Genomic DNA, 16,100 nt, shown 5'->3' with positions numbered 1-16,100 from the left:
GGTTAGCTTCCCGCCTGATCAAAGTACTTCTGGGATCCGGCGCAGGTGTCGATGAAAGGGACGTCACCTGCGGTGGCTGCGTCGAGTTCCTCAGCGGCCGGGTGCACCTGGATCAGATCCTCCTTGTTCTCGAAGATCGCCTTCGTGATGTTCTCCTGCAGCGTCTCGTCCATGTCCTTGCTTGCTACCAGGATGTTGGGCGAGGCCAAGACCGTGACGGCCTCTGACTGATTCTGGTAGGTGTCGGCCGGAACGTCCTTCGCGTTGTAGAACTTCCCATACTTCTCGGTCAGGGCGTCCGCGTACTCACCGATGGGGACAATCTTCATTTCACCGCTGCTGGCCAGATCCACGAGTGCTCCTGTGGGGAGGCCACCGGACCAGAACCCGGCGTCGATGGTTCGATCGCGCAGAGCCGCCACTGTCTCGGCGGCGCCAAGCTGACGGCGGTCGATGTCTTTCTCTACGTCGATCCCGGCCGCTTCAAGGACGCGGATGGCACCAACTTCGGTGGCTGAGCCGGGAGCGCCGACGGAAACGGTCTTACCTTTCATGTCCTCCACGGACTCAATACCCGTGGCATCGGTGGTGACCGGTTGCATGTAGTTGTTGTAGACGTTTCCGAGCGAGCACAGCTCCAGCGGCTCGCCCTCGAAGGAGCCCGTGCCCTCAACGGCGGCCGCGACGACGTCGCCCACCCCAAGTGCAAGGTCGGCGGCTCCGCTTTCGATGAGAAGCATGTTGTCCACGGACGCGTTGGTCTCCTGGACCGTTGCGTCGTAACCCTCCACGTTGTCGCGGATCTCTGTGGCGAAACCGCCGCCGAGTGGATAATAGACGCCGCCGGTGCCACCCGTGGCGATCGAGAGTGTGCCGCCACCGGCATCACCGCTGGCGTCGCCTCCACCCCCACCTCCACTGCCCGCAGGGCTGCAAGCGGTCAGAAACAGTGCCGGGACTGCCAGTACGGCGGCCGCCAGCCGGATACGGTGCTTCTTGCTGTCGATACTCATGTTCTTTCTCCCTCATGGTGTGCCAGTGATGATGTGCCTCGATGAAGCTCTCATGGTGCAGATATATCGCCCGCTGCGAGGATGCCCGCAAGGAGTCGGTAGTAGCCAGTGAGCACGGTGATCTCCGTGATTCCGGCATGATCGTGATGTTCCAGGGCGGCTGCGTGAACGGCCGGGCTCACCGTGGTGTCGGCGAGCAGCTCATGGGTCAGCGCTAAAGCAGCGCGCTCCTCCTCGTTCAGTCCCTCGGGGCTCCCACCCTCTCGGATGCTGGAGAGTTCGTGCTCGCTCACCCCTACAGTGGCGGCGACGCGGCTGTGCGCGTACCACTCGTAGGCGGAGTCCATCTCAGCGGCCACAGTGCAGATGATCAGCTCGCGCAGCCTTGCGGTTAGCGTTCCGCCGAAACGCAGGGCTGCGCCGAGCTGCTGCACCGCATCGCCAACGTTCGGGGCGTACAGCAGGGCGTTGAACGGACCGGCCAGAACGCCGTCGTCGTCCACCACCGTGAAAGGTCCGTTTCCGCGTGGGGGAGCAGTCACGGCGGCGTACACTTTTTGCTGCGATTCAGTGAGGTCCGACGGCGACAGCGGGGGGAAGCGGTCGCCGTCGGACGTTTGGGGCGGCTGATTGCCGGTGCGGAGGATCGGGTTAGACAAGGGTCCGGCCTCCATCCGCGTACAGGACGTGGCCGGTGACAAACGCGGCCTGCCTCGAAGCCAGAAAGAGTGCGGGGCCGGTCAGGTCGTCAACGGTGCCAAGGCGACCGGCGGGAACCAGATCGGTGTAGTGTGCGCGGGTTCCCTGGGTGTCTAGGTGCGCTCGAGTGAGCTCAGTTTCTGTGTAGCCTGGCGCGATCGCATTGACGGTCACTCCGTGCGGTGCCCATTCTCGGGCCATGACGCGGACCAGTTGGTTCAGGCCGCCTTTGCTGGCGGCATACGCGGAGTGGTCCGGGTGCGCCAGCAGGCTGGAAACTGAAGAGCAGTAAACCTGCCTGCCGTAGCCAGCGTCCACCATGAGACGTCCTGCCGCGCGGCCCAGCCGGAACGCGCTGGATAAGTTCGTGTCGATGATCTGCTGCCAGGTGTCATCCGTGGTTTCGAGGACTGGGATCCGACGGTTGATGCCGACGGTGTGGATGAATACGTCGATGCCGCCCATCTGCGTGGCCGCAGTCTCCACCGCGGTTCGGCAGCCGTCGTCGTCCGTGAGATCGGCGTGGACAGTGGTGACTGCGTCGTCGAGCGCTGTCAGGTTCTTCTCGCTGATGTCAGCGGCGGTGACCTGGGCGCCGGCCTGAAGGAAGGCGTTGACGAAGGCGCTGCCAATGCCACCAGCACCGGCAATGAGCACTCGCTGCTGCGTCAAGCCGAGCCAGTCAGTAGTGGCGGAACCGCCCACGTCGAACTCCATTTGGATAATGTATCCAATTTTGGAGAGAAATGTAAGCCCCGTCACATGGGGGTATCATCCCTGGTCTTGCTAGTGGGCTGCGAGGAACGTGCGCAGTGAATCCACGGCGTGCTGCCGGTGCAGGTCTAACATGGTGATCAAGCGGTCAGTGTCGCGTGCTGCGAAGGCTTCGATGATCAGGGCATGTTCTTCATCCACGCGCCGTCGGTTGACCTCTGTACCGTAATAAACAAACCTGTAGGTGTCCGTTGCGTCCCAGAGGGATTGGATCAGGCGTTCCAGACGAGGCATGTTGCAGGCACTGATCAACGTGAAGTGAAAGCGCTGGTTGGCGGCGGTCATAGCGAGCAGATCTTCGGCCTCTGCGGCCGCAGAAACCTCGTGCGCGGCCTCACGCATTTTCCCCAGAACCCGGTTGTCGCCGCGCTTGACGGCTGTCCGCACGGCTTCTGCCTCCAGCAGTTCCCGGATGTGGTAAACCTCCAGTAGGTCTGCGAGGGACAGCCTTGCTACCTTGTAGCCGCGGTGTGGTTCGTACACCACCTGCCCCTCGCCCTCGAGGACCTTGAATGCCTCTCTCAGCGGCACCCGGCTCACCCCAAAACGCTCGGCCAGGGCGTCCTGGCGAAGCGGTTGGCCGGGCAGGAGCTCTCCGGCAATGATGGCGCTGCGCAGCTCGGCGAGCACAAAGGCCTGCGCCGTCGGTGGTCGCTCGGCGGCGTCCTTCGGTTCGGCGCTCACGCCGTTGTCCTGCAAGCTGGGATCACGGACATGACTCTAACGCAGCACCGGCCGCGTCCGCAGGCATGCTCGTGGATACAGCTCGCGTTCAGGCAACGGTAAGGTAACGCCAACTTGCCTTCATTAACCTCGTTAAAGCCCCGTCAACGACGTGCGTGGACCAATTAGGAATAGGTCCTCGAGCGCCGTGACTGCAATCCGTGAAGGAGCCCCAGTGAGCAACAAATGGTTCGTGAGTCTGTCCGTAGCCGCATCGATCGCCGTTCTGACAGCCTGTGGTGGAGCCTCGGGTGAAAACAAGGAGTCAAGCCCCCCATCGCAGCAGCAGGCGCCGTCGGCAGGTGCAGAAGATGCAGGGGACCAGGGGCAGGCGCCTGAGCCGGATCTGAAGGACATCCCCAATGTCGTCGCCACTGTCAACGGGAAAGATGTACCCAAGGATAAGTTCGTGCTGGCCTATAAGGCTCAGTTCCAGCAGGCGCAGATGTCCGGACAGGAATTGGATCAGGAGCAGCTGAAGAAGCAGACTGCGGATGGCCTCGTGGGTAATGAGCTCATGTTGCAGGAAGCCGAGAAGCGTGGTCTTGCCGCCAAGGATTCCGACGTCGACAAGAAGCTCGACGAATTGATGAAGCAGAACGAATTCAAGTCCACCGACGAGCTATTCGCCGCGCTCAAGGAGCAGGGTCTCGACAAGGAGCAGGCCCGTGCTGAAGTGAAGTCGCAGATCTCGCTTGAGAAATTGCTTGCCGATGAGTCAGGGAGCATGGAGCCCACGGATAAAGAGCTGAAAGATGCCTACAAGCAGGTTGTCGAACAGCAGAAAAAGGCTGCCGAGGCACCGGCTGAAGGCGCGAAATCTGAGGGGAAGAAGGCCGAGGTGCCATCCTTTGAAGAAGTGAAGGATCAGCTCGCACAGCAGGCCAAGAGCCAGAAACAGGCCGAAGCGGCGCAGGCACTGGTGGCAGAGCTCAAAAAGGACGCAGACGTCAAAATCCTGATCTAACCGACATCGAAATACTGAGAACCCTGTCGGTCACCACTGCGTGACCGACAGGGTTTGTTTGTTTGTGGCGTGCGTCACGTTCCGTTGTGGTGTACGCTGGCTCAAAATAACGTGGCCTACGTCACGTACCTGAGAGCAGCAGACAGGGTTCAATGAGCTGGCACCTTTTGGTGTCGGCTCTTTTTCATTCCCGGACACAATCTTGGTACTGAAATACGGCCCGGCAGCTGAAGGAAAAAAGTTTTCACCATACGGAATGATTTCATCGACATCCTTCTCCAGGGAGCACCAATGAAAAATGCACCTTCCACAGCACCGGCGTCGCGCGTAACCCGACCCGAGGATAAAAAGCTCGGCATCGGGGCCAGCTTCATGTACGGGCTGCAGCCCTCTTCATGGGCGGGCTCGCTGAAGCGATGACTGCGCCGAATACCGACGGTAGACCACCACCGTTGGTGACGATGGCAACCATCGTGGCAACACTGGCACCGTCATCACCACCATCGGTTTGACGCTGATGCCGGTTGCCGCCAACTGGGCCATGGGCGGCAACAGAAAGGCCGAGGACTACGGCAGCGTAGCCAACATTGGTCTCGCGGCCTTGGCTCTCGCGCTCGTACTACTGCTGAGCAAAGTCGGCAGTGCCACTATCTCCAGACTGTCTATCCTTCTGGCCATCGTCATCGGAACCATCGTTGCGGCGGCTGTTGGCATGGCGGACTTCTCGAAGGTGGGAAGCGGCCCCGTCGCTGCGTTTCCGGCGCCGTTCCACTTTGGAGCGCCCGTCTTCGAAATAGCCGGCATCATCTCCATGGTGATCGTTGTTCTCGTCATCCTCACCGAAACCACGGCGGACGTTCTCGCCGTCGGTGAAATCGTCGAAACCAAAGTCGATTCGAAGCGGATCGCTGACGGCCTTCGCGCCGACATGATCTCAAGTGCTGTTTCACCCGTCTTCGGTTCTTTCACGCAGAGCGCGTTCGCCCAGAACGTTGGCCTCGTTGCCGTCACAGGCATTAAGAGTCGCTTTGTTGTAGCAGCTGGCGGTGTCATCCTCGTTGTTCTCGGGCTCCTGCCGATCATGGGTCGGGTTGTCGCAGCCGTCCCCACCGCCGTCCTCGGAGGCGCCGGCGTCGTCCTGTTTGGCACCGTTGCCGCCGGTGGAATCCGCACCCTGGCCCGCGTCGAGTACAAGAACAACATGAACCTGATCATTGTGGCGACGTCCATCGGATTCGGAATGATTCCCATTGCCGCACCCACGTTCTATGATCAGTTCCCCGACTGGTTCTCCACCATCTTCCACTCCGGAATCAGCTCCGCTGCCGTCATGGCGATCTTGCTGAACCTTCTGTTCAACCACCTGAAGGCTGGCAACTCCGACCAACAGTCCGTATTTGCGGCTGGCACGGCACCCCGGAATATCAGCGAGGACTTCTTGGCTGCACTGGACGAAGGGGACCATGTGGAGGACGGCAAGCTGATCGACTGCGACGGCCGCGAAGTTCCGGTGGTCCCTGTAGGCTCGGGGTCTGAACAGCAGGAGAAGTAGCCGAACATGTCGAACAACGCCGCAGTGGACCGCACAGTCGTGCCGGTCCGCTACGGCGTTGCTTTCATCGGGATACTGCTCATTGCGATCAACCTCCGAGTCGGGTTCGTCAGCGTGGGACCGCTCCTGGCGGACATCAGCCAGGATCTCCGCCTATCGCCCACTATGGCAGGCGTATTGACTGCCCTGCCGCTCATGTCCTTTGCCCTTTTCTCGCCGCTCGCGCCGCGTCTTGCCGCCCGGTTGGGTCTGAACCGGGCCGTCTGGGCGTCTCTGACACTCCTTGCAGTTGGCATCACGCTACGGTCCCTGCCGGTGCTCGGCGCAGTGTGGGTGGGTACGGCGGTCCTTGGTGCAGCGATCGCCGCCCTGAACGTATTGCTACCCTCCGTGGTCAAGCGTGATTTCCCGCTGCGCGTCAGCCAGGTCACCGGAATCTACTCAGCTCTGCAGGGTGGCTGCGCCGCCATCGGGGCAGGGCTGGTTGTTCCCATTGCGCACCTGTCCGGATGGCGGCCAGCCCTCGGGCTGTGGGCCGGTCTGGTCCTCATCGCCCTGGCGGCTCTGGTGCCCGGCATCCGAGCCCGTGAATCCCGGCGAGCGGACACTCCCACGGAATCCAGTGGACGCCCGCCGTGGAGATCTTTGCTCGGATGGCAGATCACACTGTTCATGGGCCTGCAGTCAACAGCGTTCTTCGTCCTCATGGGCTGGCTACCCAGTATTGAGCGTAGCTACGGTGTGCCAGCGTCCGTTTCTGGAACCCACGTCGCTCTTTTCCTGGTTGTCGGAACGCTGTCCAGCCTGAGTACCGGGCTCATCCTGCACCAGCTCAAAAGCCCCCTCCTCGTCGCCGTCGCTGCGAGTGCGCTGACCGTCGTCGCCTTCGCTGGGCTGGCGCTGATTCCCACGGCATCGCTGCTCTGGATGATCATCGGCGCCGCCGGCTGCGGAAGTTTGATTGTGACAGCGCTTTCGCTGTTCAGCCTCCGGACGGCCAACCACCGACAGGCCGCGTCCCTGTCCGGTATGGCGCAATCCGTGGGCTACGGAATTGCAGCTGTGGGGCCGGTGGCGTTCGGGGCTCTCTATGGGATCAGCGGCACCTGGTCGCTGCCGCTCTGGATCATGGCGGGTCTCATGGTCGTGCTGTGCGGACTGGCGATTCCCGTATCCCGAACGAGGGTCATCGAGTAACTGCAATTAGGGAACGGAAGAGTTTCCTAATTCTACCAAGCATAGGCTAGCCTTACTGATGTTCCATCCGTGCGCCCTACGGCCGCGGTCATGTCTTCAGATCAAGGAGTCCTCGTGGCCCACAAGCGTACGCGTTCACTGCTGGCAGCAGCGGCAATCGCAGCACTGACCCTCTCCGCCTGCTCAACCGGGCCCTCCGCTGACGGTGAATCCGCGCCTGCCGAGTCCGCCGCGGATAGCAGTCAGTTTCCCGTGACGATCGAGCACGCCTTTGGGGAGACTGTTATTGACGAAGCGCCCGAGCGGGTAGCGACCGTTTCCTGGGTCAATGACGACGTCGCTCTAGCCTTGGGCGTAGTCCCGGTTGGAATGCCCGTCAACGAATACGGTGGAAACGAGAATGGCTCCACTCCTTGGAAGGACGCCAAGCTCGAAGAGCTCGACGCCGCCATCGGTAGCGAGAATGCGCCCGCTCAGTACTCGGAAGCGGACGGCATCGCGTTCGAGGACATTGCCAAGACGACGCCGGATGTCATCCTCGCCGCCTACTCGGGCTTGACGCAGGAAGACTACGACCGCCTGACCAAGATTGCGCCTGTGGTCGCTTACCCGGAAACCGCGTACGGCACGGACTGGCAGACGTCCACTGAAATGATCGGAAAAGCACTCGGACTCAGCGACAAGGCCAACCAGCTGGTGGAGGACACCGAGGAGCTGATCGAGGATAAGGCCGCAGAATATCCGGAGATAGAGGGCAAGACGTTCATCTACGGAAATCTTGAGCCTGCTTCCGGCGCCGGAGCCAACATCTACACACCCAATGACAACCGGCCCAAGTTCCTCACCTCGCTCGGCATGGAACTTGCACCGGTTATAGCGGAGAAGGCCAAGGGTGAAGAGGGTTTCTTCATCGAGTGGTCCGCGGAGCGCGCCAACGAGCTGACGTCGGACATCTTTGTCACCTGGGTTCCGGACGCGTCAACTGAGAAAGCAATCATCAAGGACCCACTGCTCGGCCAGATCCCGGCGGTGAAGTCCGGCGGACTCGTGGCTCACTCGGATAACACCGTAGTGCTGTCCGTTTCGGCCGCCAGCCCGTTGAGCCTGCCCTGGGCCCTGGACAAGTACCTGCCTGACCTCAGCGAAGCCGTTAAGGCGTCCACGTCCAAATAGGACCAAAATCAGCGGTACTTTCGGTGCTGGTTCTCCTTGGATGACGGGCCGGACACCGGTTCGGAAATCCAGGGTCCGGTGCCCTCGGATACGTCGATGATCCCGCGTTCAAGCCACTCGTAAGATCCATCCATCGCGTGAGCAGCTACCCGGTGGTCCACGGTATCGGCATTGCGCCAGAGCTCGGTGAAGAGTTCGCGCACGCGACCGCGAGCTTGCTGGCAGAAAGCGTCAGCAAGCTCGCGGGAAGCCCGGCCCTCCACCGCATCCTTGCCAGCCAGTAGCTCTGCCCTGGAACAGACGGCTGACATTGCGAAGAGTTCGGCACCAATGTCCACAATTCGGCCCAGGAAAGCCTGTTTGTGCTCCAGGTTGGCTTGCCAGCGGCCCATGCCCATGAACGTGTTCTGGGCCAGCTTTCGGGAAGACCGTTCCACGAACCGCAGATGCTTGGCCAAAGGACCGAACTCCCGGTACGCAACAGGGTTCATGCCCTGACCAGCGGCCAGATGCGGTAGCCACTTCGCATAAAACCCGCTCGCGCCGACCGCGGCCCTGGCTTTCGCCAACAGGTCTGCATCAGGCGATGCCAGGTCTCCGGCCACCTGAAGATGAGCATCGACGGCTTCTCGGGCAATGATCAGATGCATGATCTCCGTGGATCCCTCGAAGATCCGGTTGATCCGCAGATCCCGCAGCAGTTGTTCGGCAGGCACGGCCCGCTCGCCCCGCGCAGCCAGAGATTCTGCGGTCTCATAACCCCGCCCGCCGCGGATCTGCACCATCTCGTCCGCCACCCGGTAAGCCATTTCACTGGACCAAAGCTTCGCCAGGGCCGCCTCGATACGGACGTCCTTCATCCCGGCGTCGGCCAGACCGGCAGAGAGTTCAAAGACCGCTTCCAGGGCGAAAGTAGTGGCCGCAATGAATGCCAGTTTCTTCCCGACCGCCTCATGCTCACCGACCGGCCGACCCCACTGGATACGGGCCACAGACCATTCGCGTGAAATCTTGAGCGACCATTTACCGGCCGCCGCGCACATCGCCGGAATGGACAGCCGCCCCGTGTTGAGAGTTGTCAGAGCAATTTTCAGGCCCTGCCCCTCCTTACCCAGACGGTTCGCCGCCGGAACGTGCACATCATGAAAATGGGTCACCCCGTTCTCAATACCCCTCAGGCCCATGAAGGTATTGCGGTTCTCCACCGTGATCCCGTCAGCGTCGGCCTCAAGCACAAACGCTGTAATACCTCCGCGACCGCCCTCATGCGGCGGCACCTTTGCCATCACCACCACCAGTTCGGCAATCACACCGTTCGTCGTCCACAGCTTCACCCCGTTCAGCCGGTAGCCGGAACCATCAGCCTCGGGTTCGGCCGTAACGCTCACCCGCGCCGGATCAGAGCCGACGTCGGGCTCCGTCAACAAGAACGCCGTAATGGCGCCGGCCGCGCACCTCGGCAGGTACTCCTGCTTCTGCTCCGGCGTGCCAAAGACCTTGACCGGCTCCGGAACGCCGATGGACTGGTGCGCCGAAACGAGTGCTCCGAGACTCGGGTGAACCGACCCAAGCAGGATCAGCGCCCGGCCGTAATACGTCAGCGAAAGGCCCAGCCCGCCATACTCCTTCGGAATCTTCATCCCGAAAACACCGAGATCGGCCATATCCCGTAGGTAGGAGTCCGGTATTTTCGCCTCGCGCTCAATGAGCGGCCCGTCCATGGTCACCGCATAGGCACGCAGCTTCTTCAGGAAGGCCTCGCCGTCAGCCGCCTCGTCGTCGTCGGGCGTTGGATGAGGGTGGATCAGCTCCAGGTTGAAGTTGCCCAGATACAGGCCCTTGGCGAAACTCGGCCGGACCCATTCGGTCTCACGGGCGGCCTCCGCAACTTCCCTGGCCTCGCGTTCGCTCACGTTCGTCGCTTGCTGCCTGGTTTCCGCACTCACGCTGGGCCCCCTTGAACACGGGGCCGCCGCGGTCCGGAGGACCCTGTAGATGTCCACCGATGCTACGCCGGAAAGGCCTGTGTGGCCATAGTCACAGTGGCGCTAACAATGCTGCAGCCCCGCTCTGATGGGTAGAGTGAAGATTCCAACGATTTCAGGAGGACACTTTGTCTGCAGTTCCAGAATCTATTGTCTATACAGCCAAATCACACGTCACCGGCGGCCGCGATGGCCACGGAAAAACGGACGACGGCGCCCTCGAGGTAGACCTTCGTGCGCCCAAAGAAATGGGTGGAGCAGGCGGCGGCACCAATCCTGAACAGCTCTTCGCTGTTGGCTACGGCGCGTGCTTCCAGGGCGCACTCGGCCTGGCCGCGAAGGAGACGGGCGCGGATGTCTCGAAGTCCGTCGTCGAACTTGAAGTTGGCCTCGGTAAAGAGGGCGAGAGCTTTGGCCTATCCGTAAAAATCAAGGTGTCCGTTCCCGGAATGGATACTGATCAGGTGCAGAAGCTCGCAGACCGCACCCATGAGCTGTGCCCTTACTCCAAGGCCACCCGCGGCAACATTCCCGTTGAGGTTGTTGCCGTCTAGTTCAAAACGACTGTGTTTCTTGAGGAAATCTTCGGTTTACGTGCCGGGGCCAATTGAGACTCATCGGACAGAGTTAGGGAGTCAGCAAAACCGGTGAGAAACCGGTGCGCTTTCCCCAAGGGTGCGCCCACCTCCGACAGGGTGGGCGTCCCACTCTGACCGACGAGGAGCACGTCCCCATGTTGACACTGGCCGTTGACCACAAGCACAGCACCGTACACTCTGTATCGCCGTCGCATCTGCCGATCGCGCACTGTGTGCCGGCCACGGAAGCAGTGCCCGTTCTTGATGCCGTGGTTTTCGCGAAGCTCGCCGCTGATCTGCAGAGCCGATCCGCCGCTATCCGCGTTGTCGCCACGTTCCGAAACCTTCTTCCTCAGCGCATCCGCGAATTGCACGTCAAGATCGCCGCTGAAGATACCGAGGCTGCGTCCACTATTTTGCTTGGACTGAATGTGGGTGCATCGATGGTTGGCGCACGGCGGCTTGAGGTCCTGACGCAGTCAGTTCTGACGAGCCTGGGACAGGGCCGGGGTGCATCGGCCCGCATGCTGTTGACCAAACTTTCTACCGAGGGCGTGCGTTTCTACACGGACGCAGCCCACGCGTTCACACGGGCGGCTTAACTTCCTCCTAAGTCCGCCGCATACGCGCACGAGGTCACCTCTTCGCCGCGAGATCACCCTTTGCAGGGGTGATTTCGTTGGCACGAGGTGACCTCGTGGGTGTTTCAAGGGCGGTTGCGGCGCGACCACCGGGCATGAGCCGGTACCCAACGCCGCGCACCGTACGGATAAACCGCGGGTCCGCTGCCTTGTCTCCAAGTTTTTTACGCAGGTTACGCATGTGAACTTCGACGAGGTGCTGATCCGAAACCCAGGCTTCGCCCCAGACCTTGGCCAGTAGGGATTCCCTGGACCAGACGCGGCGCGGCGCGGAAAGTAACGTGGCCAGTAGATCAAACTCAGTCCTCGTCAGGCTCAGCTCTTCTTCATCGAGGCTGGCAATCCGGCCTTCGATGTCGACGGCAAGTGGGCCGTGACGCAGAAGGGTGTGTTCGGGTTCCGGTGAAGGCTCGACGACGGCTGGTATCGGTGCCGTGTCGGCGCGGCGAACACTGGTGCGGGGGCGTCGGAACATGGCCGCAACCCTGGCTTGCAGTTCCCTGGGACTGAAGGGTTTGACAAGGAAGTCGTCTGCGCCGATCTCCAGTCCAATGAGGCGGTCGATCTCGTCCTGCCTTGCTGTCACCATCACAATGTAGGCATCGGTCATGGCACGTGCTTGCCGGCATACCTCCACCCCGTCGATGTCCGGCAGGTTGAGGTCAAGGGTGATCAAGTCGGGGTTATGTTCCCGGATGAGTTCAACGCCGTGGCGTCCGGTCCCGGACGTGAGGATGGTGAATCCGTTGGACTCCAGGGTGGCCGTGAGCAGTTCTCGAATATCTTGATCGTCGTCGACGATGACGGCGGAGCGGTATTCGGGTGAGGTGAGCATACCTGTACCTTGCCAGACTTTCTGCCTGCTGGCATCACGAGGTTTCCGTGCTGTTGCAATCTGCTCAGTCTTGTACTGCCCTTGATCTCCGACGCTGTACAGGGTGGAATGGTCCAAGGTTCGGGATCTCCCGGCGGACACCGAGGTGGAAGGAATAACAGTGGCGGACATGATTGACGTCCACGAACTTCAGCAGGCGGTTGTCTGGGACCGTAACGGCGCCAAATTGGGCAACGTCGCTGAGGTGCATCTGGACAGCGGAACCAATGATCCCGAATGGATCACCGTTCCGCTGCACTTGTTTGAGACAAAGAGCAGATTTGTTCCACTGAGCGGCGCAAGAATCAACGGCGATGATATTTTCGTGGCCTATACCCAAGAACAGGTGAACAACTCACCGGACATCCACTCCGGTTCGGGCCTGAACTTTGCGCAGGAGGAGAAGTTGCGCGAGTACTACGGGATGGTTCCGGGCAGCAAGATGCCGGAAGAGGGCTAGTCCAGCGGCTTTTCTCCAACCAAGGCGTATCGTTCATCGGTGATGGTGCGCCCCCATAGTTGTGGGTCGGAGAGCGGAATCCGGTGGACAACGGGCGCATGTGGCTCCAGCAGGGATGCGAGGTCCTGCATGCTCATTCCACCGCCGGTGGACCATCGTCCTTCTATCAGCACTATCCGCCCCCCTGGCCGCAGCAGCCGGAACCAGGTGTCGATGGCGTCAACCTTGTCCGGTAGTGCCCAGACAACGTGGCGTGACAGAACGACGTCGTAGGTTCCAGAACGCAGGCGGGGGTCGGCGACGTCGCGCACTTCCAGCCGTGCCTCGACTCCGCTGGCGTTGAGCTTCTGGCGTGCGGTTTTGACCATCTGGGGGGAGATGTCCAGGCCCACGAGCTCATGGCCGTCTTGCGCCAGGAGCTCGGTCAGGGCACCTGTGCCGCAGCCCATGTCGGCAATTTTCGACGGCGGTTTGGGCAAAATCTGCTTGAGGAGGTTGCGCCACGCCGTACGGACGTCAGGGTCCTCGAGCCCATGATCAGGGTCCTGATCAAAGGTCGCCGCCTGCCGATCCCAATAGTCGGCCTGATTGTCAATCATTCAAACAGCATTCCGCAGATTATAGACGCTATGCAAACTCAGCCGGTCCGCGAGCTGAATTTCTGCCGGTTCGGCAGCTCTTTCGACACCGCGTCCGAAGATCTGCAACGATCAAGTCATGCCTTACGTGATGAATGCCCTCCTACCGATTGGCGCTGTCGCTGCCGCACTACTGCTGGCGGTGGTTTTGGCGTGGCTCCTCCGGAAGGTCATCATTCGCGTTCTGGACAAAGTTCCTTCGGTGCGGGAGGTGACCAAGAAGGCCCGGAACCCGTTGTGGTTGGTCTTGGCGATCATCGGCGTCCGCGTTGCGCTCGGTTTCACGGTTCGGGATACGGGATGGTTCCCCGTTGTTGATCGACTGCTGGTTTTCGCGCTGATTGGGGCGGTGGCGTGGCTAGCAATCGCTGTCTCGCTGATTGTGGAGGCCGGTGCCCTCGCAGCTTTTCGTCGTCAGAGCGCGGACAAGCGGCGCTACCGGCGGTTGAAGACGCAGGTCACCCTGGGCCGGCGCATTATTGCGGCGGTCATCATCACGGTTGCTGTAGCGGCCATCCTCTTGACTATCCCCGAGGTGCGGGCGCTTGGAGCCGGAATTCTGGCCTCTGCTGGTCTGATCTCGGTGGTCGCGGGTCTTGCGGTGCAGAGCTCTCTGGCCAACGTTTTCGCCGGGGTTCAATTGGCATTCACGGACGCCATCCGCGTCGGTGACAGTGTCTTGGTGGAAGATGAGCTCGGCACCATTGAGGAAATCACCATGACGTACATCGTTGTGGCGATCTGGGATGAGCGGCGCATGATTCTGCCGTCCACGTACTTCACCACCACTCCGTTCCAGAATTGGACGCGGACCAATTCTGAATTGCTGGGGACGGTCGAGTTCGATCTGGACTGGCACACACCCGTGGCGGAACTGCGTGAGCATTTCAACGCCGTTCTGGAGAAGACGGACCTGTGGGACCGGCGAGCCAGCTCCTTTGTGGTTACCGGTGCGGTAGACGGTGTGGTGCGGGTGCGGGCAATGGTCAGCGCCCAGGACGACGACGACATCTGGTCGCTGCGGTGCCTGGTGCGGGAGGAAATGATTTCCTACCTGCAGAGAAACCACCCACAGGCGTTCCCTCGCAGGCGCTGGGAGACTGTGGCCGACGACGCAGTGGCGCCGGGAGAGCCGGGCGTCTAAGCCTTAGGCGTGCTCGTTGTACGGATCCAGTGCTGGGGATCCGGCGTGGGAGCGTGAATTGCCCATACCGTCCAGCAGCTCCTGCAGGGCCTGAGGTGCGGAGTGCTTTGGTGCCCAGCCAAGCACGTGATGAGCGCGATCGGTGTTGAGCAGCGGTGTCAAAGATGCCATGTCGATCCACCCTTCGTCCGTCTGTTGAAGCCGCAGCCTCCACGATATGGCTACCAACGCCCGGTACAGACTTACTGGAACGTTGAGGACGCGTTTGGCGCCCAACAGGCCACCCAGCCTTTCGGGTGTGATGACGGGTTCGGCGGCCACGTTGAAAGCTCCATCAGCTCGCTGGTCGAGGACCCTCCAGTAGACATCGGCCACATCTGCGCCGTGGACCACCTGGAACGCGAAGGAATCCGGGATGGGAAGAATAGGCAGCGGAAGTTTCTTGAGGGCAAAGCGGATCAGTGGCCGTGGTATCAGCCGGCCGAGGAAGTAGTGGTGGATTTCGCTGCTGGCGTCCGCATGGAATATGAGCGCCGGCCGCACGCGGGCCACTGAGATCTCGGGGTGTTCCCGCTCGAATTCGTCGAGGAGATGTTCCTGTTCGGCCTTATGCCGGCTGTAGTGGGAGGATGCGATCCCCTGCGTGGGCCATCGTTCGGAGACGTGTTGTCCCGTGCGGGCGGGGGAGTAGGCGGCCATGGAGGAGGCGCACACAAAGTGGCGCACGCCAGCATCGGCTGTTGCCTGCAGGGCATTTCGCGTGCCATTGACGTTGGTGCGGTAGAGACGGGCGAGGTCATGGTTGGGTTGGAGCACCCAGGCAAGATGAACGACGGCGTCTGCTCCGGTGAGCGCTCGGGCTAGTCTTTCGCGGCCGTCGATGGCCCCGATGTCAACGCTGTGCCAGTCGACGTCGTTGTACGGTTCGATTGAAGGATCTGGCATGCGGCGGGCGATCCCGGTGATCTGCAGGTCTGCTCCGTCGCGCCGAGCGATGTGGAGTCTGCGCAGCAACTCTGTTCCTGCGTTTCCGGTGGCACCTATGATTGCAACCCGCATGAGGTTCCTTCCGTTGGGTAGATCCACGCTATCCATCCAGCGCGTCTGTGCCTAGCGTTTTGGGGCATCCGGCGTGCCGGAGCGGGTGGCGCCTGACGTCGAGCTCTGGCGGATGATACACCCGAACACAAAGTGCGGTTCATGCATGAGGCGAAAAACGACGCCGAGAAGGGCCGGCTGTTCGCGGCCTGCCGTACCGGTGACGTGGCCGTGCTCATCGGCTCCACGCAGAAGATGGGAGTCGGCATGAACATCCAGGCGCGCGCCGTGCATCTGGTCGACCTTGACGCACCATGGAGACCGGCCGACGTATCCCAGCGTCACGGCCGGATCGTCCGGCAAGGCAACCAGAACCCCGAAGTCGCGATCTCGCAGGTCGTCACCAAAGGATCATTCGATACGTTCATGTGGCAGACGTTGGAGCGCAAGAGCAAATTCATTGACCAGATTATGCGCGGACGCCTCGACGTCCGGGAGATAGAAGACGTGGGAGATAACACCCTGTCCTTCGCGGAAGCCAAGCCATCTCCAGCGGGAACCAGCTGATTCTGGAGAAGTCCAAATCCGATCATGAACTGTCCAGCCTGATGCGCCTGGACACGGCATGGCACCGCAACCAGGCG

The 16,100-nt window shown here is 61.2% G+C and carries 17 protein-coding genes and 1 pseudogene; 10 read left to right on the top strand and 8 right to left on the bottom strand.

Annotated features, from left to right (window positions below; translation table 11 throughout):
- Window positions 1–2: 2 nt before the first annotated feature.
- The 4 genes from JOE65_RS14890 to JOE65_RS14875 form a co-directional block, all read right to left on the bottom strand.
- Window positions 3–1,013: a TAXI family TRAP transporter solute-binding subunit gene (locus JOE65_RS14890; RefSeq protein WP_205163917.1), complete on the bottom strand. Its 1,011-nt coding sequence runs from the start codon at window positions 1,011–1,013 to the stop codon at window positions 3–5.
- Window positions 1,014–1,063: 50 nt separating this feature from the next.
- Window positions 1,064–1,672, bottom strand: a complete 609-nt coding sequence (locus JOE65_RS14885; protein WP_239536746.1) for a carboxymuconolactone decarboxylase family protein — start codon at window positions 1,670–1,672, stop codon at window positions 1,064–1,066.
- A complete protein-coding gene (locus JOE65_RS14880) occupies window positions 1,665–2,429 on the bottom strand; it encodes an SDR family NAD(P)-dependent oxidoreductase (protein ID WP_205163915.1) in 765 nt (254 codons plus the stop codon). The genes JOE65_RS14885 and JOE65_RS14880 overlap by 8 nt, the downstream gene beginning before the upstream one ends.
- A 69-nt stretch (window positions 2,430–2,498) precedes the next feature.
- Window positions 2,499–3,170 carry an FCD domain-containing protein gene (locus tag JOE65_RS14875; protein WP_205163914.1) on the bottom strand — a complete coding sequence of 224 codons (672 nt, stop codon included), beginning with the start codon at window positions 3,168–3,170 and terminating at the stop codon, window positions 2,499–2,501.
- A 214-nt stretch (window positions 3,171–3,384) separates the two neighbouring features.
- Between JOE65_RS14875 and JOE65_RS14870 the strand changes: the two genes are divergently transcribed.
- From JOE65_RS14870 to JOE65_RS14855, 5 genes and pseudogenes are all read left to right on the top strand, one after another.
- Entirely contained in the window at window positions 3,385–4,176 is a 792-nt protein-coding gene (locus tag JOE65_RS14870) for a SurA N-terminal domain-containing protein (RefSeq protein WP_205163913.1), read from the top strand.
- Between the two features lie 291 nt (window positions 4,177–4,467).
- Window positions 4,468–4,596 carry a hypothetical protein gene (locus tag JOE65_RS15375; protein ID WP_275587567.1) on the top strand — a complete coding sequence of 43 codons (129 nt, stop codon included), beginning with the start codon at window positions 4,468–4,470 and terminating at the stop codon, window positions 4,594–4,596.
- 61 nt (window positions 4,597–4,657) lie between these two features.
- Window positions 4,658–5,728: pseudogene (locus JOE65_RS14865) on the top strand (solute carrier family 23 protein); the annotation flags it as partial.
- 6 nt (window positions 5,729–5,734) lie between these two features.
- A complete protein-coding gene (locus JOE65_RS14860; protein WP_205163912.1) occupies window positions 5,735–6,925 on the top strand; it encodes a CynX/NimT family MFS transporter in 1,191 nt (396 codons plus the stop codon).
- 114 nt (window positions 6,926–7,039) lie between these two features.
- Complete coding sequence (locus JOE65_RS14855; RefSeq protein WP_338021668.1) at window positions 7,040–8,098, top strand: iron-siderophore ABC transporter substrate-binding protein; 1,059 nt, start codon at window positions 7,040–7,042, stop codon at window positions 8,096–8,098.
- An 8-nt stretch (window positions 8,099–8,106) separates the two neighbouring features.
- On the opposite strand, the gene JOE65_RS14850 is transcribed toward JOE65_RS14855, so the two are convergent.
- Window positions 8,107–10,044: an acyl-CoA dehydrogenase family protein gene (locus tag JOE65_RS14850; RefSeq protein WP_205163910.1), complete on the bottom strand. Its 1,938-nt coding sequence runs from the start codon at window positions 10,042–10,044 to the stop codon at window positions 8,107–8,109.
- Between the two features lie 167 nt (window positions 10,045–10,211).
- Between JOE65_RS14850 and JOE65_RS14845 the strand changes: the two genes are divergently transcribed.
- The gene (locus JOE65_RS14845; RefSeq protein ID WP_205163909.1) at window positions 10,212–10,637 is read left to right on the top strand and encodes an organic hydroperoxide resistance protein; all 426 of its coding nucleotides are present in this window, start codon (window positions 10,212–10,214) and stop codon (window positions 10,635–10,637) included.
- 179 nt (window positions 10,638–10,816) lie between these two features.
- Entirely contained in the window at window positions 10,817–11,263 is a 447-nt protein-coding gene (locus tag JOE65_RS14840) for a hypothetical protein (protein ID WP_205163908.1), read from the top strand.
- 34 nt (window positions 11,264–11,297) lie between these two features.
- Here JOE65_RS14840 and JOE65_RS14835 read toward each other — a convergent pair whose 3' ends face one another.
- Window positions 11,298–12,137 (bottom strand): response regulator transcription factor, encoded by an 840-nt coding sequence (locus tag JOE65_RS14835; protein ID WP_205163907.1) that lies wholly within the window; start codon window positions 12,135–12,137, stop codon window positions 11,298–11,300.
- A 103-nt stretch (window positions 12,138–12,240) separates the two neighbouring features.
- Between JOE65_RS14835 and JOE65_RS14830 the strand changes: the two genes are divergently transcribed.
- The gene (locus JOE65_RS14830; RefSeq protein WP_338021667.1) at window positions 12,241–12,636 is read left to right on the top strand and encodes a PRC-barrel domain-containing protein; all 396 of its coding nucleotides are present in this window, start codon (window positions 12,241–12,243) and stop codon (window positions 12,634–12,636) included.
- Here the strand turns inward: JOE65_RS14830 and JOE65_RS14825 are convergent.
- Window positions 12,633–13,235 (bottom strand): class I SAM-dependent methyltransferase, encoded by a 603-nt coding sequence (locus JOE65_RS14825; protein ID WP_205163906.1) that lies wholly within the window; start codon window positions 13,233–13,235, stop codon window positions 12,633–12,635. The genes JOE65_RS14830 and JOE65_RS14825 overlap by 4 nt on opposite strands.
- Window positions 13,236–13,353: 118 nt before the next feature.
- Between JOE65_RS14825 and JOE65_RS14820 the strand changes: the two genes are divergently transcribed.
- Window positions 13,354–14,418 (top strand): mechanosensitive ion channel family protein, encoded by a 1,065-nt coding sequence (locus JOE65_RS14820; protein WP_205163905.1) that lies wholly within the window; start codon window positions 13,354–13,356, stop codon window positions 14,416–14,418.
- A 3-nt stretch (window positions 14,419–14,421) separates the two neighbouring features.
- On the opposite strand, the gene JOE65_RS14815 is transcribed toward JOE65_RS14820, so the two are convergent.
- Window positions 14,422–15,477, bottom strand: coding sequence for an NAD-dependent epimerase/dehydratase family protein (locus JOE65_RS14815; protein ID WP_205163904.1), 1,056 nt, complete (start codon window positions 15,475–15,477; stop codon window positions 14,422–14,424).
- Between the two features lie 141 nt (window positions 15,478–15,618).
- Here JOE65_RS14815 and JOE65_RS14810 point away from each other — a divergent pair, with 141 nt between their 5' ends.
- Complete coding sequence (locus JOE65_RS14810; RefSeq protein ID WP_338021666.1) at window positions 15,619–16,023, top strand: helicase-related protein; 405 nt, start codon at window positions 15,619–15,621, stop codon at window positions 16,021–16,023.
- Window positions 16,024–16,100 lie beyond the last annotated feature (77 nt).

The organism is Arthrobacter roseus (assembly GCF_016907875.1).
GTDB lineage: Bacteria > Actinomycetota > Actinomycetes > Actinomycetales > Micrococcaceae > Arthrobacter_J > Arthrobacter_J roseus.
The sequence above is the reverse complement of the archived record's forward strand: the minus strand, read 5'-3'. Positions and strand labels throughout refer to the sequence as shown.